The sequence below is a fragment of the Pseudoxanthomonas sp. genome, from assembly GCF_002863005.1.
Lineage (GTDB): Bacteria > Pseudomonadota > Gammaproteobacteria > Xanthomonadales > Xanthomonadaceae > Pseudoxanthomonas_A.
On sequence record NZ_PKDG01000052.1, the window covers coordinates 114,647 to 135,540 of the forward strand.

The 20,894-nt window shown below is 68.2% G+C and carries 23 protein-coding genes and 1 pseudogene; 11 read left to right on the forward strand and 13 right to left on the reverse strand.

The window, feature by feature from the left end; all coding sequences use genetic code 11:
* Positions 1 to 5: 5 nt before the first annotated feature.
* Positions 6 to 461 (reverse strand): hypothetical protein, encoded by a 456-nt coding sequence (locus CYU89_RS17850; protein WP_296282882.1) that lies wholly within the window; start codon positions 459 to 461, stop codon positions 6 to 8.
* A 354-nt stretch (positions 462 to 815) separates the two neighbouring features.
* On the opposite strand from CYU89_RS17850, the gene CYU89_RS17855 reads away from it, so the two are divergent.
* Positions 816 to 1,844 (forward strand): LysR family transcriptional regulator, encoded by a 1,029-nt coding sequence (locus CYU89_RS17855; protein ID WP_296282883.1) that lies wholly within the window; start codon positions 816 to 818, stop codon positions 1,842 to 1,844.
* A 207-nt stretch (positions 1,845 to 2,051) separates the two neighbouring features.
* Positions 2,052 to 2,597, forward strand: a complete 546-nt coding sequence (locus CYU89_RS17860) for a hypothetical protein (RefSeq protein ID WP_296282884.1) — start codon at positions 2,052 to 2,054, stop codon at positions 2,595 to 2,597.
* Between the two features lie 228 nt (positions 2,598 to 2,825).
* On the opposite strand, the gene CYU89_RS17865 is transcribed toward CYU89_RS17860, so the two are convergent.
* Complete coding sequence (locus tag CYU89_RS17865) at positions 2,826 to 3,230, reverse strand: OmpA family protein (RefSeq protein ID WP_296282904.1); 405 nt, start codon at positions 3,228 to 3,230, stop codon at positions 2,826 to 2,828.
* Positions 3,219 to 5,246 (reverse strand): annotated as a pseudogene (locus CYU89_RS17870) (sodium-translocating pyrophosphatase); the annotation flags it as partial. The pseudogene CYU89_RS17870 and the gene CYU89_RS17865, both read right to left, overlap by 12 nt.
* 260 nt (positions 5,247 to 5,506) lie before the next feature.
* On the opposite strand from CYU89_RS17870, the gene CYU89_RS17875 reads away from it, so the two are divergent.
* On the forward strand, positions 5,507 to 6,028 hold the full coding sequence (locus tag CYU89_RS17875) for a hypothetical protein (protein WP_296282885.1): 522 nt from the start codon (positions 5,507 to 5,509) through the stop codon (positions 6,026 to 6,028).
* Between the two features lie 51 nt (positions 6,029 to 6,079).
* Here CYU89_RS17875 and CYU89_RS17880 read toward each other — a convergent pair whose 3' ends face one another.
* The 7 genes from CYU89_RS17880 to CYU89_RS17910 form a co-directional block, all read right to left on the reverse strand.
* Positions 6,080 to 6,568, reverse strand: coding sequence for a DUF2846 domain-containing protein (locus CYU89_RS17880; RefSeq protein ID WP_296282886.1), 489 nt, complete (start codon positions 6,566 to 6,568; stop codon positions 6,080 to 6,082).
* A 6-nt stretch (positions 6,569 to 6,574) separates the two neighbouring features.
* Entirely contained in the window at positions 6,575 to 7,231 is a 657-nt protein-coding gene (locus CYU89_RS17885; protein WP_296282887.1) for a hypothetical protein, read from the reverse strand.
* 103 nt (positions 7,232 to 7,334) lie between these two features.
* Positions 7,335 to 7,703 (reverse strand): DUF4440 domain-containing protein, encoded by a 369-nt coding sequence (locus tag CYU89_RS17890; RefSeq protein ID WP_296282888.1) that lies wholly within the window; start codon positions 7,701 to 7,703, stop codon positions 7,335 to 7,337.
* Between the two features lie 31 nt (positions 7,704 to 7,734).
* Positions 7,735 to 7,866, reverse strand: a complete 132-nt coding sequence (locus CYU89_RS17895; protein WP_296282889.1) for a hypothetical protein — start codon at positions 7,864 to 7,866, stop codon at positions 7,735 to 7,737.
* A gap of 69 nt (positions 7,867 to 7,935) precedes the next feature.
* A complete protein-coding gene (locus CYU89_RS17900; RefSeq protein WP_296282890.1) occupies positions 7,936 to 8,325 on the reverse strand; it encodes a DUF488 family protein in 390 nt (129 codons plus the stop codon).
* The gene (locus CYU89_RS17905) at positions 8,322 to 8,471 is read right to left on the reverse strand and encodes a hypothetical protein (RefSeq protein WP_296282891.1); all 150 of its coding nucleotides are present in this window, start codon (positions 8,469 to 8,471) and stop codon (positions 8,322 to 8,324) included. The genes CYU89_RS17900 and CYU89_RS17905 overlap by 4 nt, the downstream gene beginning before the upstream one ends.
* 34 nt (positions 8,472 to 8,505) lie before the next feature.
* Entirely contained in the window at positions 8,506 to 9,762 is a 1,257-nt protein-coding gene (locus CYU89_RS17910; RefSeq protein WP_296282892.1) for a 6-phosphofructokinase, read from the reverse strand.
* A 121-nt stretch (positions 9,763 to 9,883) separates the two neighbouring features.
* Between CYU89_RS17910 and CYU89_RS17915 the strand changes: the two genes are divergently transcribed.
* The 3 genes from CYU89_RS17915 to CYU89_RS17925 all read left to right on the forward strand — a co-directional run bounded on the left by CYU89_RS17915 (position 9,884) and on the right by CYU89_RS17925 (position 12,552).
* The gene (locus tag CYU89_RS17915; RefSeq protein WP_192310496.1) at positions 9,884 to 10,462 is read left to right on the forward strand and encodes an adenylate kinase; all 579 of its coding nucleotides are present in this window, start codon (positions 9,884 to 9,886) and stop codon (positions 10,460 to 10,462) included.
* Between the two features lie 136 nt (positions 10,463 to 10,598).
* Complete coding sequence (gene mpl, locus CYU89_RS17920; RefSeq protein WP_296282905.1) at positions 10,599 to 11,966, forward strand: UDP-N-acetylmuramate:L-alanyl-gamma-D-glutamyl-meso-diaminopimelate ligase; 1,368 nt, start codon at positions 10,599 to 10,601, stop codon at positions 11,964 to 11,966.
* 7 nt (positions 11,967 to 11,973) lie between these two features.
* The gene (locus CYU89_RS17925; RefSeq protein WP_296282906.1) at positions 11,974 to 12,552 is read left to right on the forward strand and encodes an LON peptidase substrate-binding domain-containing protein; all 579 of its coding nucleotides are present in this window, start codon (positions 11,974 to 11,976) and stop codon (positions 12,550 to 12,552) included.
* A gap of 107 nt (positions 12,553 to 12,659) precedes the next feature.
* On the opposite strand, the gene CYU89_RS17930 is transcribed toward CYU89_RS17925, so the two are convergent.
* Entirely contained in the window at positions 12,660 to 14,669 is a 2,010-nt protein-coding gene (locus CYU89_RS17930) for a bifunctional DedA family/phosphatase PAP2 family protein (RefSeq protein ID WP_296282893.1), read from the reverse strand.
* A 128-nt stretch (positions 14,670 to 14,797) separates the two neighbouring features.
* Between CYU89_RS17930 and CYU89_RS17935 the strand changes: the two genes are divergently transcribed.
* From CYU89_RS17935 to CYU89_RS17950, 4 genes are all read left to right on the forward strand, one after another.
* Positions 14,798 to 15,394, forward strand: a complete 597-nt coding sequence (locus CYU89_RS17935; RefSeq protein WP_296282907.1) for a phosphotransferase — start codon at positions 14,798 to 14,800, stop codon at positions 15,392 to 15,394.
* A gap of 138 nt (positions 15,395 to 15,532) precedes the next feature.
* Positions 15,533 to 16,348, forward strand: coding sequence for an NAD(P)-dependent oxidoreductase (locus tag CYU89_RS17940; protein WP_296282894.1), 816 nt, complete (start codon positions 15,533 to 15,535; stop codon positions 16,346 to 16,348).
* A 17-nt stretch (positions 16,349 to 16,365) separates the two neighbouring features.
* A complete protein-coding gene (locus CYU89_RS17945; RefSeq protein WP_296282895.1) occupies positions 16,366 to 16,803 on the forward strand; it encodes a VOC family protein in 438 nt (145 codons plus the stop codon).
* 24 nt (positions 16,804 to 16,827) lie between these two features.
* Positions 16,828 to 17,364 (forward strand): isochorismatase family protein, encoded by a 537-nt coding sequence (locus CYU89_RS17950; protein WP_296282896.1) that lies wholly within the window; start codon positions 16,828 to 16,830, stop codon positions 17,362 to 17,364.
* 8 nt (positions 17,365 to 17,372) lie between these two features.
* Here CYU89_RS17950 and CYU89_RS17955 read toward each other — a convergent pair whose 3' ends face one another.
* The gene (locus tag CYU89_RS17955) at positions 17,373 to 18,257 is read right to left on the reverse strand and encodes an ion transporter (protein ID WP_296282897.1); all 885 of its coding nucleotides are present in this window, start codon (positions 18,255 to 18,257) and stop codon (positions 17,373 to 17,375) included.
* A gap of 105 nt (positions 18,258 to 18,362) precedes the next feature.
* On the opposite strand from CYU89_RS17955, the gene CYU89_RS17960 reads away from it, so the two are divergent.
* On the forward strand, positions 18,363 to 19,592 hold the full coding sequence (locus tag CYU89_RS17960) for an acetylornithine transaminase (RefSeq protein WP_296282898.1): 1,230 nt from the start codon (positions 18,363 to 18,365) through the stop codon (positions 19,590 to 19,592).
* A gap of 1 nt (position 19,593) precedes the next feature.
* On the opposite strand, the gene CYU89_RS17965 is transcribed toward CYU89_RS17960, so the two are convergent.
* The coding region (locus tag CYU89_RS17965; RefSeq protein WP_296282899.1) for a HAMP domain-containing sensor histidine kinase at positions 19,594 to 20,894 on the reverse strand (1,301 nt) is incomplete at its 5' end.

The window sequence follows — 20,894 nt, forward strand, 5'->3', positions numbered from 1 at the left end:
GGCGCTCACCGCGCGCTCCGCGTGAGCGGTGCCGCAATGCGCCCGCTCACGCCCGCCGATTTCACCTGCAGGCGTTGCCGCACGTCATCCGCCTGCGGACGCGGCAGGGTGAATTCGCGGAAGCCGGCGCGCTGGCCATCCAGCGGCAGGCGTGCCACCGGCCGACCCGTCGTGGGGGAGGGCGTCGACGGATCGGCCGGCGCGTGGAGGCGCGCGACCAGCGCACGTGCAACGGCACGCAGCCAACGCATGGCGGCATTCGGGAAGGAAACGGGCATGGCGGCCAGTGTGGCCAGCATCGTCGTGGCCGCGATATCCGGATCCTGCTTTGCGATTGCCTGATCCTGCGCGTCATCGCCCCTGGGGGCGACGAAGGCGTGGCAGGTCGCCAGCCGCAATGCGACCGACGCTTCGCAGGGGGTGCCGCTCGTCGGCGCACGTCGGGCAAGTGTCCCGCTCATGGGATGAATCCTCCCGTGATCGGGATAATCCCGGAAGCCGACATCACCTTGCCGATCCGACGGCCACCTCCCACCGTGCCGCCCCGCTGGGAGCGCGGCGCGGCGACATGACCGGAAATGTCCTGTAACAGAAGGCTTTTGCTACGACGGAAAGCCCGAGGGTACGGGGATTCCGAGACGTCTTCACGGTGTTCCAGCGATTGGAAGAGGCGGGCGAACAGCATGGGGACGATACCCGGTGGAGGACGATGGACGCCACGTTACGCCGCCAATGAGGACTTGATTAGTCCTGATTTAGGGGAATAATCATCCCGTCAGCGGGCCAATTCGCCCATCGCCTACCGGAGTCTCTCGATGACCCACGATCTCAACGACACCCTGATCTTCGTCAAGGTGGTGGAGCAGGGCAGCTTCATTGCGGCTGCCAACGTGCTGCGCCTCCCCAAGACCACGGTCAGCCGCAAGGTGCAGGAACTGGAGACGCGCCTCGGCGCGCAACTGCTGCACCGGACCACGCGCAAGCTCGGCCTGACCGAAGCCGGCAACGTCTACTACGAACACTGCCAGCGCATCGCGCGCGAATTGAACGAAGCCGCCAGTGCGGTGGGCCAGCTGCACGCCGGTCCTCGCGGCTGGTTGCGGTTCACCGCGCCGTATTCGATCGGCATCGACAAGATCGCGCCGCTGCTCGGCGAGTTCCATGCGCAATACCCCGAGATCCGCGTGGAGATGCTGCTCGCCAACGACACCCTGGACCTGATCTCCGGCGAGATCGACGTAGCGCTTCGGATCGGCAGCCTGCCGGATTCCAACCTCGTCGCGCGCCGCCTCAGCACGCTGCGCACGCAGGTGTATGCCAGCCCGAAGTACCTGGCGCGTTACGGCGAGCCCCTGCACCCGGACGATCTGCAGCACCATCGCGTGCTGGCGATGCAGAAGCATCGTCGCGGCAACGGCTGGGCGATGACCCTGCACGGCGCCGAGGGCGAGCACGACTATCCGATCAATCCCATCCTGGTGGCCAACGATCCCGCGGCGCTGAAGGGCGCCTTGCTGTGCGGCGAAGGGCTGATGCTGGGCGCCGACGTGATGGTCAAGCCGTATCTCGAGCAGGGCCACCTGCAGCGCGTGCTGGCGGGATGGACGGGGCCGGAATACGAGTTCAATGCCGTGTTCCCGCGTGGCCACGTGCAGTCGCCGAAGGTGCGTGCGTTCGTCGACTTCCTGGTCGAGCGCATGAAGTTCGACGTCGACTACATGATGCAGCACTGCCCGGTATACCTGCAGCAGCAGGCCGAAGCGCGTGCGGCCGCCGAGACGGCACCCGAAGTGGAAGCCGCCGCGGCGGTCGGGCGCAAGGTATTGGCTGACGTGCTGAGTTGAGCCGTTGCCGTCGTCCCGCGCACGCGGGACGACGGCAACGACAGTGGCTTGCCGCCCAGATGGGAGCGAGGGGAAACGTGTGGCCTAACGATTCCCGAACGCAAGCCGGCGCAGGGCTGGCTAGGATGGGCCCGCATCGCCGGAGTTGGGTTGTCCGCCATGGATGGACGTCCGCACCGCGTCTCCACCTGACCAGGAATCCGCACGATGAAGACACCGATCGCCGCGCTCGCGGTGTTGTGGCTGGCGGCTTGCGCGCCGGCCACGCCTGATACCGCCGCTTCCGCTGCCGATACGGCGCCAGCCGCAGCTGCCGCAGACGCAGCGCCCACCGCTCCTGCCGCCGGCCCATCGGAAGGCGAGGCCGTCGATGATCCGCGCGCAGTCAACCAGGCCATCGACGAAGTGCTGGGCGATCACGCCCGCTACGAGACGGTGATCCGGCAATTGCAGCAGGCCGTGACGGCGAACGACACCGAGGCCGTCGCGGCGTTGGTGGCCTACCCGTTCGTCACCGTTCGCGACGGCGAGTCGTTGAAGGTTGCCGATGCCGCCGCCTTCGTGCGCGAGTACGACCGCATCATGACCCCGGCCATCGCCGACACGATCAAGCGGCAGAAGTATTCGCAGCTGATGGTCAACTACAAGGGCGTGATGTTCGGCAACGGCGAGGCCTGGGTGAATGGCATCTGCCAGGACGCCGCCTGCAAGGATGTCGACGTGCGCGTGGTGGCACTGCAGCCGACGTCGTGATCCATCGGGAGTGCTGTGGCTGTCGTGGGAGCGACGTGAGTCGCGAACGCACGGCCCGCACATTCGTAAGTCCAGCTGAGGCTGTGGAAGGCGGGCGCTGTTTTGCGTATCTCTGGAGGCAAGTTTCACGGAGGCCGATAGCGAACGCTCGCGACTCACGTCGCTCCCGCATTGGATGGAACAAGGGCGGCCAATGGCCGCCCTTGTTCTGACGCATCGTGCGTACGCTTACTCCACCCGTACATCCACGCGGCGCGCCTCATCCGCGTCGCCGCTGCCGGTAGTCTGCGCGGGCTTGTCCAGCGAGATGCGTTCCGCCGCCACGCCGTTGACCACCAGCCACTGCTGGATGGCCTCGGCGCGCTGCTTCGCCAGCGCTTCGTTGGCGGCGGCATCGCCGCTGGCATCGTGGAAGCCCGAGACGCGCACCGTGCTGTCAGGATCCGCGCCCAGCGTCCCCAGCACGCCCGCCATCCGTGCGGTGGTGTCCGAGGGCACCACCGCGGAGCCGCTGTCGAACAGGATGCGGGCGCGGCGTCCGTCGACGACGTGATCGGCCGCAGCGGCAACGTGGGAGGCGGCCTCCGCCGGCGCGGCACTGCCCAGCCATCCATTGACCGGCAGCACCGGCACCAGCAGCAGCGCGACGATGTTGATGATCTTGATCAGCGGGTTGATCGCCGGGCCGGCCGTGTCCTTGTAGGGATCGCCCACGGTGTCGCCGGTGACCGCGGCCTTGTGCGCTTCGCTGCCCTTGCCGCCGTGATGGCCGTCCTCGATGTACTTCTTGGCGTTGTCCCACGCGCCGCCGCCGGTGGTCATCGAGATGGCCACGAACAGTCCGGTGACGATGGTGCCGATCAGCAGGCCGCCGAGCGCCTGCGGGCCCAGCAGCAGGCCCACGATGATCGGCACCACGACGGGAAGCAGCGAAGGCACCACCATTTCCTTGATTGCCGACTTGGTCAGCATGTCGACGGCCTTGCTGTAGTCCGGCTTGGCGGTGCCGGCCATGATCCCGGGGATCTCGCGGAACTGGCGCCGCACTTCCTCCACCACGCTGCCTGCCGCGCGCCCGACGGCTTCCATCGCCATCGCGCCGAACAGGTAGGGAATCAGGCCGCCGATCAGCAGGCCGACGATCACCAGATGGTTGGACAGGTCGAAGGTGAACACCGTCCCCGGATGTGCGGTCTGCAGGTTGTGCGTGTAGTCGGCGAACAGCACCAGCGCCGCCAGCGCGGCGGATCCGATCGCATAGCCCTTGGTCACCGCCTTGGTGGTGTTGCCCACGGCGTCCAGCGGATCGGTGATGTTACGGATCTCCGGCGGCAGTTCCGCCATTTCCGCGATGCCGCCGGCGTTGTCGGTAATCGGGCCGTACGCGTCCAGCGCGACGATCATGCCGGCCATCGACAGCATCGCGGTCGCCGCGATGGCGATGCCGTACAGGCCGCCCAGCGCGTAGGCGCCGAGGATCGCGATGCACACCGCCACCACCGGCCACGCGGTCGAGCGCATCGACACGCCGAGGCCCGCGATGATGTTGGTGCCGTGACCCGTCGTGGATGCCGCGGCGACGTGCTTCACCGGCGCGTACTGGGTGCCGGTGTAGTACTCGGTGATCCACACGATCACCCCGGTCAGCACCAGGCCGACCAGCGCGCAGAAGTAGAGGTTCATCGCCCCATAGGACGAATCCGCCATCAGCTGCGTGGTGATCGGATAGAACGCGATGGCGGCCAGCACGCCCGACACGATGACGCCCTTGTAGAGCGCGCCCATGATCGAGCCGCCGGCCTTCACCTTGACGAACATCGCGCCGATGATCGAGGCGATGATCGATACGCCGCCGAGTACCAGCGGGTAGAGCACCGCGTGTTCGCCCGCCTGCGCCATCATCAGGCTGCCCAGCAGCATCGTCGCGATGATGGTGACCGCATAGGTTTCGAACAGGTCGGCCGCCATGCCGGCGCAGTCGCCGACGTTGTCGCCCACGTTGTCGGCGATCACCGCCGGGTTGCGCGGGTCGTCTTCGGGAATGCCGGCTTCCACCTTGCCCACCAGGTCCGCACCGACGTCGGCACCCTTGGTGAAGATGCCGCCGCCCAGGCGCGCGAAGATCGAGATCAGCGAGGAGCCGAACGCTAGGCCGACCAGCGCGTGCAGCGCATCGGCGGTGCCGTAGCCGAGATGCAGATGAAGCACGGCGTAGTAGCCGGCCACGCCCAGCAGGCCCAGGCCGACGACCAGCATGCCGGTGATGGCGCCGCCCTTGAAGGCCACGTCCATCGCCGCGCTCATGCCCTTGGTGGCGGCCTCTGCCGTGCGCACGTTGGCGCGGACCGAGACATTCATGCCGATGTAGCCGGCGGCACCGGACAGCACCGCGCCGATCAGGAAGCCGATGGCGCTGGCCCACGACACGAAGAAGCCGATCAGCGCGAGCAGCACGATGCCGGCGATGCCGATGGTGGTGTACTGGCGGTTGAGGTAGGCGCTGGCGCCTTCCTGCACGGCCGCCGCGATTTCCTGCATGCGGGCGTTGCCCGCAGGCTGTTTCAGGATCCAGCGCGCTGCCACCACGCCGTAGATGATCGCCACGCCGGCGCAGATCAGCGCCAGCGTCAAACCGTGTTGTTCCAGCATGACCCCTCCCAAGGTTGATGGATGTCGTCCAGCAGAACGCTTGAACACGCAACCCAATCCCGGTGGAGCCTGTTGAACGATTGAGCGCACTCGACCGCTGCGATGGACTGCAGCACGAAACCCTTGTTCAGACATCCCTGGAGCTGGCCCGAGTATGACCGGATGCGCTGCGGGCCGCCAGCGGTGACGCGGCGGTTCAGCCGCTCCGTGCCAGCCTTGCGGCCCGCATCCCGTTTTCGTACCGGCTCCAAGGAGTTGCCATGCGCCAGACCGTCGCACTTCCGCTGCTCGCCGCTTGCCTGGCGATCGCAACGCCGGCCCGCGCCGCCGATCCCGCACCCGAGATCCAGCGCCCGGCGGGCACGCCGCAGGCCGTCGGCACCGTGCACACGCTGCGACAGATTCCCGAGGCCTGCGCGCGCCTGGAGGGCGCCTTCACGGGCGATGCCGCGCAGCCTTATCGTTTCGCGCCCGTGCGCACCAGTCCGCAGTGCCAGCCCCGCGCGCGCTTCGTCGATATCGAGAAGGCAAAGCCTTCCCTGGCCGCAGGCTGGAAACTCAACGACATCATCCGCGTCCCGGACGCGGCCTGCCCGTCGCGGCAGGCCGTCGTGCGCGTGTGGCGCAAGCCGGGCAGTGCGACGCCGCCGGCCGCCGATGGCCAGGGCCAGTCGCGCATCTACCTGCAGGAGGCGAAGCAGCAGGCCGCGGGAGCCGCGCAGGCGCCGTCGCTCACGCTGTTCGCGGCCCGTCTCGACATCGAAGGCAAAGGCTGCAAATGAAAACGGTGACGGCCTCTTGCGAGGCCGTCACCGCGGGACCGTTGCCTTCTCTTACTTCTTGGCGGGCTTCAGGTCTTTCGCCATGCCGTTGAAGGCTGCCTCGTCGGAGGGCGACAGGTTCGGGCGGCCCGCCATGAAGCCCATCGTGATCGAACCCAGCACGTAGTAGGTTTCGCCCGCCTCCACTTCCAGCGTCAGCACGTCCTTGGCCTCGGAGTGCACGGTGTACTGGTGGGTACCCGGTGCCACGGAAGCGATGAAGTAGGTACCACTGCTCAGCTTGCCCAACTCGGTCTCGCCTTCACGCACTTTGTACTTGACGGCCGCACCCGCGAATTTTTTCTCGCGGAAGAACACGACCTGGCCCATCCCATCCGCAGGAGCACCCACCAGGCCGCCCGTGGGCGCTGCGGGTGCTTCGGCGGCAGGAGCGGCAGTCTCTGCGGCAGCCGGGGCGTCCTGCGATTGGGCATGGACGGCGACGGCCGGCAGCAGCAAGAGGGTCAAGCACAGCAGGGCACGGTTGAGCGGATAACGCATGCGGGATCACTCCGGTTGATGGGATGGGATGGTGCTGGGGGGTAGGGTCGCGCGTTCCGGCGCCGCAGGGTCGGCTGTCGCCCCGGATGCATCGGACGTGGGTGCCGCCTGCAAGGGCTCGGCCAACTTGGCCGTGCCGGTGGTCAGGGCAGGAATCTCGATTTCCTTGCCATGGATGAAGTGTGCGAACGGGCCGATGCCGACCGCGACGCCCAACGCTACGCCGCTCGTGTCCTTGCCGGCACCGCCGAGCTTGAGGCCGCGCAGCCTCACCTCGCGGTCGCCCAGCTGCAGCCGCCGTGCAGCGAGGATCAGTTCCCCAGGCTTGCCCCCACCGCGCGATGGCTCCGCGTGGACGATCTCGCCGACGCCCTCCGTCCCTGCAGGCAGCACGACGATGCCCTCGATGCCGACGTCCTCCTGCACGCGCACCCGGAAGGCATCGCCGCGCTTGGCGCGGGCAGAGCTGATGGGGTCGAGGATTTCGAGCCGCACGGGAGTGCCCTCCGGCAGCTCGCAGCACGCGAGCTGCGTGGGCGTGATGAAGGAACTCGTTTCCGTCGTCGGCGCGTCTGTCGGGGAAGGTACATCCTGTGCACCGCAGGCCAGGACCCACATGCCGGCCAGCAGGCCGATGCCCGCGCGTTTCCTTGCTGTCGCCATCCTCCCTCCCCTGGGCGGCTACGCTAACGCAGCACGGGCGCGCCGCCAAGCGGGGCGTCGCAAGAGAATGGAGTCGGGTCCGGGCGCCGACGATGCCTGCGGATCAGGTGTCGGCCGGGGTGCCCTGGTGGTAGTGAAGCTGCCAGCCCAGCGGGGTGCGCCGCCAGACGGACATCCGCAACGCCGCGTGGCGGTGCGTGCCGTCCACGGCCACTTCATGCGACGCGAAGTGCAGCAGCGCGACGTCGTCGGCAAGCCGTTCGACGCGGTGGTCGCATGCGACCACGGGCGGCAACGGAGCACGATCCGCCAGGAAGTCGATCACCCTCTGGCGGGCGTAGCGCGTGCCGGAGCGACCGACTTCGTGGAACTCCGGATGCAGCAGGCGCTCCAGCCGCTCGCGCGTGCAGGTCGCGCCGGGGTGGTGGAGCTCGGTTTCGAGGGCCGTCAGTGTGGCGAGCAGGTCATCCATGGCGCCATGCTAGCGCGGTGGACGTGCGCGCTCAGGACGTTGCGGGTGCCGGTGAAGCCGCATCGTCCTTCTGCGCCAGGTACTGCCCGAAGCGGTAGCCCGCACCTGCGATGGCGAGGCCGATGGCGACGGCCAGCAAGCCGATCAGCACTTTGCGGAACATGGCAGTCTCCCCTCGCTTGATGGTGGGCGCACGCTAGCACCGCCGAAGTCGCCGCGACGGTGCCTGAAGTCATTCCCCTGCGATGGCCGCGCCACGTTCGGCCAGCAGCCCGCGCAGCACCGACCGATGGCAGCGTGCCTCGTCTTCGCAATAGCAGCCCACCGAAAACGCACTGGCCTGCGACAGCGCAGCAAGCAGGTCCAACGTATGGGCGTTCTCCGGCGTGGCCATCTCCGCGCGGTACTTCTTCACGAAGGCGGCCCACGCCTGGGGCGTGGCGGCACCCTGTGCTTCCTTCACCAGCCCGGCGCTGGGCGCGAGATTGGGATACCACACGTCGTACCAGTCCTGCGACGCGAACGCCGCCTTCGGCACGCCACGCGGCGGCCGGCGCACCGTGCCGATGCGCAGGCCTTCGTCCTTCGCGCGCGGCGCGCCAAGGCGGACGATGCGGATCATGGCGCCCGGTGCGCGGCGTCCAGGGACGCATGACGCGCGAGGGCGGCGTCGTGGATCTCGAACAGATCGGCACGCGCTTCCCAGAGGGCAGCGCATGCGACCATCGCCAGGAAAAGCCAGGCGCGACGCGGCAATGCCTGCTTCATCGCGTGATTCCGAGCAGCGGGGTAGCCAGCGGGTTCATCCTTCCCATGCAGGCAGCTTCTTCTTCACCGCCACGTTCTTCAGCGCGACGTACTTGGGCAGGCCATCGTTGCCGTAGGGCGGATAGGCTTCGCCACGGATCAGCGGCTGCAGATAGGCGCGCGCCTTGTCGGTGATGCCGTAGCCGTCCTTGCGGATGAAGGTGGGCGGGAACTTCTTCTCGTGGTTCGCCACCCTCGACAACGGCGCGGCCTCGATCTTCCACCGGAACGGCGCATCGGACGTGCGCACGATCACCGGCATCACCGCGTTCTGTCCCTTCAGGGCGAACTGCACTGCGGCCTTGCCGACGGCCTGCGCCTGTTCCCAATCGGTCTTCGAGGCGATGTGGCGTGCCGAGCGCTGCAGGTAGTCGGGCAGGGTCCAGTGCACCTTCAGGCCTAGCTGGTCCTTCACGCGTCCGGCCAGGTACGACGCGACGCCACCCAGCTGGGTGTGGCCGAACGAGTCCTTGCCGCCGCCGGCATCGGCGACGAAGCGCCCATCAGCGTGCTGGATGCCTTCGCTGGCCACCACCACGCACCAACCAACGCGGTCGACGACCTTCTTCACCTGCGCGAGGAACTGCGTCTCGTCGTAAGCGCGCTCGGGGAACAGGATGATGTGCGGCGCCTCGTCAGGCGACTGCCCGGCCAGGCCAGCGGCGGCCGCCAGCCAGCCGGCGTGGCGACCCATGGCCTCGTAGACGAACACCTTGGTGGAGGTTTCCGCCATTGCGGCCACGTCGAGCGCGGCTTCGCGCACGGAGACGGCGGTGTACTTCGCCGCCGAGCCGAAGCCGGGGCAGGTGTCGGTGACGGCGAGGTCGTTGTCCACCGTCTTCGGTACGCCGATGCAGGTCAGGGGGTAATCGAATGCCTGGGCCAGCTGCGAGACTTTCCAGGCGGTGTCAGCGGAGTCGTTGCCGCCGTTGTAGAGGAAGTAGCGCACGTCGTGCGCTTTCAGCACGGCGAGCAGGCGCTCGTACTTAGCGCGGTCGGCCTCCAGCGACTTCAGCTTGACCCGGCAGCTGCCGAAGGCGCCGCCGGGTGTATGGGCGAGGGCGCGGATGGCCGCGGCCGACTCCTTGCTGGTATCGATCAGCTCTTCGCGCAGCGCACCGAGGATGCCGTTGCGCGCGGCCAAGACCTTGATTTTGCGGGCCCGCGCTTCGGTGATGACCGCTGAGGCAGAGGCATTGATGACGGCGGTGACACCGCCGGACTGCGCATAAAGTAGGGTGCCAGGCGCCATGTGGGGTTCGTTCCGGGGTGCGGGGATGCGGTAAGCTTCACACAGATGACGCGGTGCAGCGCGGCGCCCGGCGCCCGGCGCGGTCCACCGCCCGCAGGATTCCAGTTTCGGGAGTGACAGCATGCGATTGGTTCTACTGGGCCCACCCGGGTCGGGCAAGGGCACTCAGGCGGCGCGCCTGAAGGACTACCTGCAGGTGCCGCATATTTCCACCGGCGACCTGCTGCGCGCCGAAGTCGCCGCTGGTAGCCCGCTGGGTCTGCAGGCGAAGGAAGTGATGGCGCGCGGCGAACTGGTCAGCGACGACATCCTGCTCGGCATGCTGGAAGACCGCTTCTCCCGCGATGACACGAAAGCCGGCTTCATCCTCGACGGCTACCCGCGCAACCTGGTGCAGGCCGCCGCACTGGGCCAGCTGCTGGCCAAGCTGGGGCAGAAGTTCGACTTCGCCGTGCAGCTGGAGGTGCCTACCGAACTGCTGGTGGAGCGCATCGCCGGCCGCGCCAAGGCCGAAGGCCGCGCCGACGACAATCCGGAATCGGTGCGCAAGCGCCTGCAGGTCTACACCGACCAGACCGCGCCCGTCATCGACTTCTATCGCCAGCAGGGCGAGCTGACCGTCGTCGACGGCGTCGGCTCGCTGGACGAGGTGTTCACCCGCATCACCGAGGCGCTGGCGCCGGCCAAGGAAGTGGGCTGAGGTCCACCTCTCCGCACCGGCACGCGTCTGGAAAGGCCCCGCATCGTCGGGGCCTTTTCGATGGCGCGGCGGCACCTCCCGCCGCCCTCGTGCCGAACCCCGTCCGCTCGGCTAAAGTCTGCGGAGTTTCCACGGAATTCCTGTCTTGAAGATCCACATCCTCGGCATCGCCGGCACCTTCATGGGCGGCGTCGCCGCGTTGGCGCGCGAACTCGGCCATACGGTCGAAGGCAGCGACCAGGCCATCTATCCACCCATGTCGACGCAGCTCGAGACGCTCGGCATCGCACTGGCGCAGGGCTACCAGCCGCAGAACATCGCGCCGGACTGCGACGAGATCGTCATCGGCAACGCGCTGTCGCGCGGCAACCCTGCAGTGGAAGCCGTCCTCGATCAGGGACGTCGCTACATCTCCGGGGCGCAATGGCTGTCCGAACGCGTGCTGCCCGGCCGCGACACGCTTGCGGTCGCCGGCACGCACGGCAAGACCACCACCACGACCATCCTGACTTACCTGCTGGAAGCCGCCGGCCGCTCGCCGGGCTTCCTGATCGGCGGCGTGGCAGAGGATTTCGGCGCATCCGCGCGCATCGGGGGTGGTCGAGAGTTCGTCGTCGAGGCGGACGAGTACGACACCGCGTTCTTCGACAAGCGCAGCAAGTTCGTCCACTATCGGCCGCTGGTGGCCATCCTCAACAACCTGGAATACGACCACGCCGACATCTTCCCGGACGTGGCCGCGATCCAGCGCCAGTTCCACCATCTCGTGCGTACCGTGCCGCGCCGTGGCCGCCTGATCGTCAATGGCGAGGACGCACGCCTGGCCGAGGTGCTGGCGATGGGATGCTGGACGCCCGTCGAACGCTTCGGCTTCGACGCGACGCTGGAATGGAGTGCGCGCCTGATCCGCGACGACGGAAGCGCGTTCGCGGTGCGCCACCATGGCATCGAGATCGGCGAGGTGCACTGGCCGATGCTGGGTCGCCACAACGTGCTCAACGGCCTGGCCGCGCTCGCCGCCTGCAATGCCGTTGGCGTGGACGTGTCCACCGTGCTGCAGGCGCTGGCGGCTTTCCGCAGCGTGAAGCGCCGGCTCGAGGTGATCGGCCAGCACGACGGCATCACCCTCTACGACGACTTCGCCCATCACCCCACCGCGATCCATACGACGCTCGAAGGCCTGCGCGCGCGCGTCGGCGAGGCGCGCATCCTGGTGGCCATGGAGCCGCGCAGCAATTCGATGCGTTCCGGCGCGCATGCCGATGCGCTGGCGCCGTCGCTCGACATCGCCGATGCGGTGGTGTTCCTGCATCGTCCCGAACTGGCGTGGGATGCGGGCAAGGTGGTGGCCGCGATCCGGGGCGAGGCACGGACCGTGCCCGACGTCGATGCGCTGATCGCCGCGTTGAAGGCGCAGGCACGTCCCGGCGACCACGTGGTGTTCATGTCGAACGGTGGCTTCGACGGGGCGCCGCGCCGCTTCCTGGCGGCCCTGCAGGGCTGAGGCAGCGATCGTGGCGCACGAATCGTTGCCGCTGTTCCCGTTGCACAACGTGCTGCTGCCGGGTGCGGGGCTGGACCTGCGCATCTTCGAGCGACGCTATCTAGATCTGGTACGCGACTGCGGACGGTCCGGGAGCGGTTTCGGTGTGTGCCTGATCCTGGAGGGCAGCGAAGCGGGTGCGCCCGCCACGCCGGCCGCCTACGGCGTCGAGGCGCGTATCGAGGACTTCGACACCGGCAGCGACGGATTGCTGGCGCTGCGGGTACGTGGCCACCGGCGGTTCCATGTGGTGCGTACGCGCGTACGCGACAACGGGCTGGTGATGGCGGATGTCGACTGGCTCGCCGCCGACAGCGCCGACGCGCTGCGTCCCGAACATGCGCTGCTGGGCACCCTGCTGCAGACCATGATGGAAAAGGCCGGCAGCGACCTGGCAGGCCTGCCGCCGCGCATCTTCGAACAGGCGGCGTGGGTCGGATGGCGACTGGCGCAGGTGTTGCCGATCACCGCCGAACAGCGGGTATCGATCCTGCAGGAAGACGATGTGCATGCGCGCCTGCAGCGGCTGCTGGAGTGGATCGACTGACCCTGTCGCCGCAGGGTCGAGCGTGCTCGCTCTGCGAGCCTTCGTCACGGCGGACTGCTGGCGGGGACCCGCGGAGCAAGCGGCGCTCTGCGTTTCCCCTGCAAGACTCAGCGAGGCGTGGCCTGCCCGTCGTCGGTGCGCAACCGCACTACCGGCAGTCCGGATTCCGGGTGCGGCGCGATCGCGTGGTCAAGTCCGGTGGTGGCCTGCGTCACCGCCTCAAGCGCCGTCTGGGCCTCGGACAGCGGACGCCACACGCGCACAAGGTTGAATGCGCGGTGCTGCCGCAGTACCTGCGCACTGCCGATCCAAAGCGGCACGTCGCCGGGCTGCAAGCGGGTGTCCGCCGGCCACAGGCGCAGCACGAACACCTCGCCCGGCTGCGCGCCCTGGCGCAGCATCAGCAGGCTCTCTGCACGCGTATCGAGTGTGGCGGGCAGGACGGGCTGCGCGTCGTCCGGCAGGTCGCTGTCCAGCAGGTTCAGCGCCTCTTCCCAACCTGCCTGCGGCTGCTCGCGCCAGCCGTCGGCCACCAGGCTCGCTTTCAGCGGTGCCAGCGGACCGGCGACCTGCACGTCCAGCGGCCAGCGCTGTTCGTCGTCGAATTCGTTGCGGCGCGCAGGCAGCGATTGCCATCCCTCGGCCCACCAGGCCTGCAAGGCGACGCTGCGTTCGATCACCGGCGCCTGGAACTGCGCCAGCATGTGCTCGACGTTGCGCGGCGCATGCCACAGCCCGGCCAGCACGAAGCTGCCGTAGAACAGCCACGCGATCGGCTTGATCCAGAACGAGCGGACCATGCGGCGCCGGTAGGCGATGCCCAGTACCAGCAGCCACACCAGGCCGAACAACATGCCGCCGATGATGTCGCTGATCCAGTGCGCACCCAGGTAGATGCGCGCGAACCCGATGAGCGCCACCACGATGCCCGAGACCAGATAGGGCCACACGCGCGTGCGGCCCGGCAGCTCGCGTGCGATCAGCACGGCGAAGAAGCCGAAGGTGATGGTCGACATCGTGACCGCGATGGACGGGAAACCGAACCCGCTGCTGACGCTCGGCGGCTTCGGGATATCCACCGAGGCGCCCAGCCACGCCGTCAGCGCCAGGCCGAAGGCGATGGCCGCCAACCAATGCGCGGCCGCCATCCAGCGCTTGCGCCAGCACAGGTAGCCGAGCACCAGCAACGATGCCGGCGCCAGCACCTGTTCGTCGCCCAGGGACGCGATGGCCGCCAGCGGATAGTCCGCGAGCGGGTTGCGCAGGGCGCGCATCAGCTCGTACACCCACAGGTCGATCGCCAACGGTTCGCCGTGGCCGATCACGATCACCAGGAAGGCAAACCACACCCAGACGATCGCCAATAGCAGGATCGCGAGCAGCGCCAGCGGCACCGATTCGCGCCGTGTCGGCTCGAACACGGCCGCGGTATACCGCCCCAGCACCGGATGCGCGTGCGACCACGCCAGGGCGCGTGCCAACAATGCGTCGGCATGCGCAGCGAACCATCGATAGGTGTACAGCACCAGCGCCCATGCCAGCGCGATCACCAGCACCAGCAGCCCGAGCACCAGCGCCAGTCGGCCGGCCACGGCGGCCACGGCATCGTAGGCATGCCCCAGCACCCAGCCCGGCAGCAGGAATCCGACGGCCCACGCGACGCACGCCGCGCCACTGGCCACGAGGTAGCGGCGCATCGGCATGCGCGAGATGCCGGCGACGGCCGGCACGAACGGCCGGATCGGGCCGACGAAGCGCGCGATGAAGAGGCTCTTCCACGCATTGCGGCGGAACAGCAGTTCGCCCCGGTCCAGGAGCTGCGGATACCGGCGGAATGGCCACACGGTGCGCAGCTGCTGGCCCCAGCGATGGCCGACCCAATAGCTGGTCGCATCACCGATGAGCGCGCCCAGCGTGGCGCAGGCAACGGCATAGGGGCCGGAAATCTCGCCCAGGCCGATCAGCACGCCCACCGCGAACAGCAATGGCAGGGCCGGCACGATGGCGCCCAGGATGATGACCGCATCGCAGAACGCGATCGCGAAGATCACCAGCCCTGCGGCCACGGGATGCGCGCTGATCCAGGCCAGCAGGTTGTCGAACCAGGAGGCTTCCATCGGCGGATTATAGGCGGCGCTACATGACCCGCGTCTGCGACCTATGGACGTAGAATGACCGGGTGGACTTGCACTCGCCTTCCGAAATCGCCGCCCTCAAGGCCGACAGCTTCGGCCGCATCTCGTTGATGCAGGGAGCGGAGGGGCCCTTCGTACGCCGCGACCTCGCGCACGTCCCGCTCTGGCTGCGCTTGCCGGCGTGGTGGCTGGCGCGACGCGAGGCGCTCGCGCTTCGCCGGGTCGCCGGCATGGCCGATGTCCCGCAACTGCTCGACTGGACCGGGGGGCGGCTGGATCGCAGCTACATGGACGGCGCGGCGATGTACCAGCGCCCGCCACGCGGCGACGTCGCCTATTTCCGGCGCGCACGCAGGCTGCTGCAACAACTGCATCGCCGCGGCATCGCGCACAACGACCTGGCCAAGGAAGCCAACTGGCTGGTGCTGGCCGATGGCCGTCCGGGCATCATCGATTTCCAGCTCGCCACGCGCGGACAGCCGCGCTCGCGCTGGATGCGCCTGCTGGCACGGCAGGACCTGCGCCACCTGCTCAAGCACAAGCGCATGTATTGCCCGGCCTCGATCACGCCGGTCGAGCGGCGCGTGCTCAAGCGCACCTCCTGGGTGCGCGACCTGTGGTTCCGTACCGGCAAGCCGGTCTATCGCTTCATCACGCGCCGGCTGCTGAAGTGGGAAGACAACGAAGGGCAGGGGCCGAAGCCGTGATGTCTGCCCTGTCCCGATCTGCAGGAGCGCCCCGCGGGCGCAATGCTCCCTCTCCGTGCGGAACGGACACCATCGCGTCCATGGGGCGCTCCCGCAGTGAGCATTGACCGCGCACGACACACGCCACAAGGACATGCCATGACACTCGCCGGCAAGACCCTCTTCATCACCGGTGCCTCGCGTGGCATCGGCCTGGCCATCGCGCTGCGCGCCGCGCGCGATGGCGCCAACGTGGCGATCGCAGCCAAATCCTCGGTACCTAACCCAAAGCTGCCTGGCACCATCCACACCGCCGCGCAGGCGGTCAATGAAGCGGGGGGGCGCGGACTGGCGCTGAAGTGCGACATCCGCGAAGAGGACGACGTGAAGGCGGCGATGGCGGCGACCGCCGATGCCTTCGGCGGCATCGACATCCTGGTCAACAATGCCAGCGCCATCTGGCTGGCCGGCGCGCTGGACACGCCGATGAAGCGCTTCGACCTGATGCAGCAAGTGAATGCGCGCGGCAGTTTCCTTTGCGCGCAGGCCTGCCTGCCGTATCTGACGCAGGCGGCGAATCCGCACATCCTGACGCTGGCGCCGCCGCCGTCGCTCGATCCGAAATGGTGGGCGCCGCATACCGGCTACACGCTGGCGAAGATGGGCATGAGTTTCGTGACGCTGGGGCTTGCCGGGGAATTCGGTCCCCGGGGGATCGCCGTCAATGCCCTGTGGCCACGCACCATCATCGCCACCGATGCGCTGAACATGATCCCCGGTGTCGAAATCCCGCGCTGCCGCACGCCACGGATCGTGGCCGATGCCGCGCATGCCGTGCTGGTGCGCGAGGCGCGGGGCTTCCATGGCCACTTCCTCATCGACGAGGAAGTGCTGCGCGAGGCGGGTACGACCGATTTCTCCGGCTATGCCGTCGATGCGTCGTTGTCGCCGCTGCCCGATCTCTTCCTCGACTGATCCCGCGAGACGTCCCCATGAGATACCTGCACGCCATGATCCGTGTCCACGACCTGGACGCCACCGGCTGCTTCCTCACCGACGGTCTGGGCCTGCGCGAAACCCGCCGCATGGACAGCCCGCAGGGCCGTTTCACGCTGGTGTATTTCGGCGCACCGGCCAATCCGGAGGCGGAAATCGAGCTGACCTACAACTGGCCGCCGGAAGACGGCACGCCGCCGGAGGACTACGGCAGCGCGCGCAACTTCGGGCATCTCGCCTTCGAGGTCGAGGACATCTATGCGCTCTGTGCGCACTTGCAGTCGCGCGGCGTCACCATCAACCGCCCGCCGCGCGACGGCCGCATGGCCTTCGTGCGCACGCCGGACCTGATCTCCATCGAACTGCTGCAGAAGGGAGCAGCGCTGCCGCCGCAGGAACCTTGGCTTTCGATGCCGAATACGGGAAGCTGGTAACCCGCCGAGCCCGGAGTCCGCAAGATGAATCTCGCCTTGGTGGTGATCGATGTGCAGCGTGGCCTGTTCGAGCCGCAGCCAGCCCCGGCCGAGGCCGACGCGGTGATCGGGCGCATCAATGCGCTGGCCGACAGGGCACGCGACGCCGCCGCGCCGGTGATCTTCGTGCAGCACGAGCGCGCGGGCGACCTGGAGGCCGGATCGCCGGGTTGGGACCTGCATCCGGCGCTGCGCGTGGTGGAAGGCGACCATCGCATCCGCAAGGCCACGCCGGATGCCTTCCTTCGCACGGGGCTCGACGAAGTGCTGTCGTTCTGCGGCGTGGAAGGCGTGGTGCTGTGCGGTTATGCCACCGAGTTCTGCGTGGACACCACGGCCCGCAGCGCCGCCGCGCACGGCTACCACGTCGTGCTGGCCGCCGACGCGCACACCACCCACGACAAGGCGCATGCCGACGCCGCGCAGATCCGCGCCCACCACAACGCCACGTTGCCGGCGATCCGCAGCTTCGGTGTCGGCATCCGCGCGCTGCAGGCGGACGAGATCGCGTTCACCGGCTGACCACCGCGTCACCCCATCGGCACGGGCAGTTGCGAGCCGCAATGGCGGCAGTGAAGAGCGTCGGGGTCGTGCCCCTCCAGTCCGCATTCCGTGCATCCGCGGCGATCCAGGTGGCCGCGCTCGTGCGAGGCTTCGCGCAGGCTGCTGGCGAGCTCCGCCGTGTAGATGCCGGTGGGCACCGCGATGATGCTGTAGCCGATCAGGATCAGCACCGAGGTGATCGCCCTGCCTGCCGTGGTTTGCGGTGCGATGTCGCCGAAGCCGACGGTGGCCATGGTCACGATGGCCCAGTACATGCTGGTGGGAATGCTGGTGAAGCCATTGTCCGGGCCTTCCACCACGTACATCAGCGCGCCGAAGATGACGACCAGCGTCAGCACCGCGCAGACGAAGACGAAGATCTTGCGGCGGCTTCGCCATAGCGCGCCCACCAGTTGCCCGCTCTCTTCGACGTACTGGGTCAGTTTCAGGATGCGGAACAGGCGCAGGATGCGCAGGATGCGTACCACCAGCAGGCTTTGCGCGCCCGGCACCAGCACCGACAGATACGTCGGCAGGATGGACAGCAGGTCGATGATGCCCCAGATGCTGACGGCGTAGCGCAGGGGTCGACGCACGGTCGCCAGCCTCAACGCGTATTCGGCCGTGAACAGCAGGGTGAACGCCCATTCCAGGGCGTAGAGGACTCCCGCGTGGCGCGCGTGGAACGATTGCACGCTGTCGAGCATGATGACGATTACGCTGGCGAGGATCGCCAGCACCAGCGCCAGGTCGAAGTTGCGCGACGGCGGCGTGTCGTGCCGGTAGATGATGTCGAACCAGCGACGTCGCCAGCCGTCCTCCGTGGCGGGATTGAGCTGGGGATCGGAGAAAAAGCGTGGCTGGAACTTCATGGGAGGCCATGATGCACCAACGCAAGCCGCTGGCGTCCCTGCCGACCTGTCGCACGGGTCTGCATGGGTGACAATATGGGCCTCCGTCCCGCCTGCCGCCTGCCCATGAGCGCCACGACCCCCGACCTGCTGTCGAACGGACAGCGCTATTACTTGCCCGTCTATCGTCCGCGCGAAGTCATCCTGGCGCGCGGCCAGGGCGCACGCGTATGGGACAGCGAAGGACGCGAGTACCTGGACCTGTCCGCCGGCATCGCGGTCTGCGGCCTGGGCCACAACGACCCCGACCTGGTCGCGGCGCTGACCGAACAGGCCGGCAAGCTGTGGCACACCAGCAACGTGTTCTACAGCGAGCCGCCGCTGCGGTTGGCCGAAGAATTGGTCACCGCCTCGCGCTTCGCCGAACGCGTGTTCCTGTGCAACTCCGGTGCGGAAGCGAACGAGGCCGCGATCAAGCTGGTGCGCAAATGGGCGGCCTCGCAGGGGCGCGCGCCGGACCAGCGCGTCATCGTGACCTTCCGCGGCAGTTTCCACGGCCGCACGCTCGCCACGGTCACCGCGACCGCACAGCCCAAGTACCAGGAAGGCTACGAACCGCTGCCGGGCGGCTTCCGCTATGTCGACTTCAACGACCTGACCCAACTCGAGATCGCGATGTCGTGCGGTGACGTGGCGGCGGTGATGCTGGAGCCGGTGCAGGGCGAGGGCGGAGTGATGCCGGCTGCCTCCGGCTTCCTCCGCGGCGTGCGCGAGCTGTGCGACCACCACGGCGCGCTGCTGGTGCTGGACGAGATCCAGGCCGGCATGGGCCGTACCGGCACGCTGTTCGCCCACTGGCAGGATGGCGTGGTGCCGGACATCGTCACCCTGGCCAAGGCGCTGGGCGGCGGCTTCCCGGTCGGCGCGATGCTGGCCGGACCGCAAGTGGCCGAGGTGATGCAGTTCGGTGCGCATGGCACCACCTTCGGCGGCAACCCGCTGGCAGCCGCCGTCGCGCGCGTCGCGCTGCGCAAGCTGGCATCGCCACAGATCGCCAACAACGTGGCGCGCCAGTCCGCCGCCCTGCGCAAAGGCCTGGACACGATCAACGCGGAACTCGGGCTGTTCGCCCAGGTGCGCGGTCGCGGCCTGATGCTGGGGGCGGTGCTCAACGCGAAGTACGCAGGCCGTGCAGGCGAGGTACTGGACCTCGCTGCCGCGCAGGGCCTGCTGATGCTGCAGGCCGGTCCGGACGTGCTGCGTTTCGTGCCGGCGCTGAACATCACCGACGAGGAAGTCGAAGAAGGCCTTAAGCGCCTGAACGCCGCGCTCAGGGCGTTCGCGATGCCGGGCTGAGCTATCCGGAAGCGTCCTGGCGGAGACGAAGGCGGGCGGTGCTGCCGTCCGCACTGCTTTCGAAGCGCAGGTCGATGGCGTGCCGTTCGCACAGCCGTCGCACGATCGACAGACCGAGCCCGAAGCCTGTGCTGTCCTCGCCTTTCACGAATGGCGCGAAATCGCCCTCGCGGACCGCGTGCCCGGGATTGCTGACGCAGAGGGTGTCGCCGTCGGCCACGATGACGACGTCGCCTTCGCGGGTGTGCGCGAACGCATTCCCGATCAGGTTGGCCAACAGCACCTGCAGCACGGGCACCGTCAACGTACTGGTGAGATCCGCGGGCACCTCGACCGCCACCTGTACGTGCTTGCCTTCCAGTAAGGGCGACTGCTCCACCACGACGCGCTCCAGCAGCGGGGTTACGCGCGTCACCGGTGTCGACGCCGTTGGAGGCGCGGGCTGTTCGCGCGCCAGCGCCAGCAGCAGGGCGACCGTCTGCTCCAGGTGTGAAGCGGACTGCCCGATATGTTCGACGCTGGCGCGCGCGTCGGCACTCAGCGTCGTGTCGGCGGAAAGTCGCTCGCTGGCGGCACGGATCACGGTCAGTGGCGTGCGCAGTTCATGGCTCGCGTCGCGGGTGAATTCGCGTTCGCGATCGATGAAGGCGCGGACGCGGCCGATCAGGTCGTCCAGGCGGCGTGCGAGCAGCCCGACCTCGTCATCGGGGAAGCCGGCAGCGAAGTGCGGCGGCAGTCGTTCCGGCGTCGCTTCGCCGACGGCGTCCGCCAATCGCGAGAGCGGTGCCGTCGTCCGTCGCGCCAGCCAGCCGCCGAGGAGCAGCGCAAGCACCAAGGCGATGGCGCCCGTCCAGGCCAGCAAATGCAGCATTTCCCCACGCATCGGCCGCACCGCGAGCAGGCCGCTGACTTCGGCGACCAGCCAGGCCCGTGGGGCCGGTGCGGGTGGATCCAGCGCAAGCAGGTGGTAGTGGCGCCCGTCCGCGCCGGCGAACTCCCTTCGTGCGGGCTCCTCGCGCAGCACGCGGCCGATCCCGTCGGGCAGATCATCGCGCCGCTCGACCACGCTCATGAAGCCGTTCCGCGGCGGAGACCAGCGTCCGTGCGCGGCGTAGTGATCCTGTTGCGTCGCGGCCTCGCGCTCGAGCAGCGTGTCGAACAGCTGGTCCTCGACCGTGTAGACGAAGAGCAGCGTGTAAAGGCCGAACAGCGCGGCCAGCACCAGCGTGAACGCCGCGAACACCAGCATCATGCGGTTGCGAAGCCGCCGGCGCGGCAGGATCGATGCGCTCATGCGTCGGC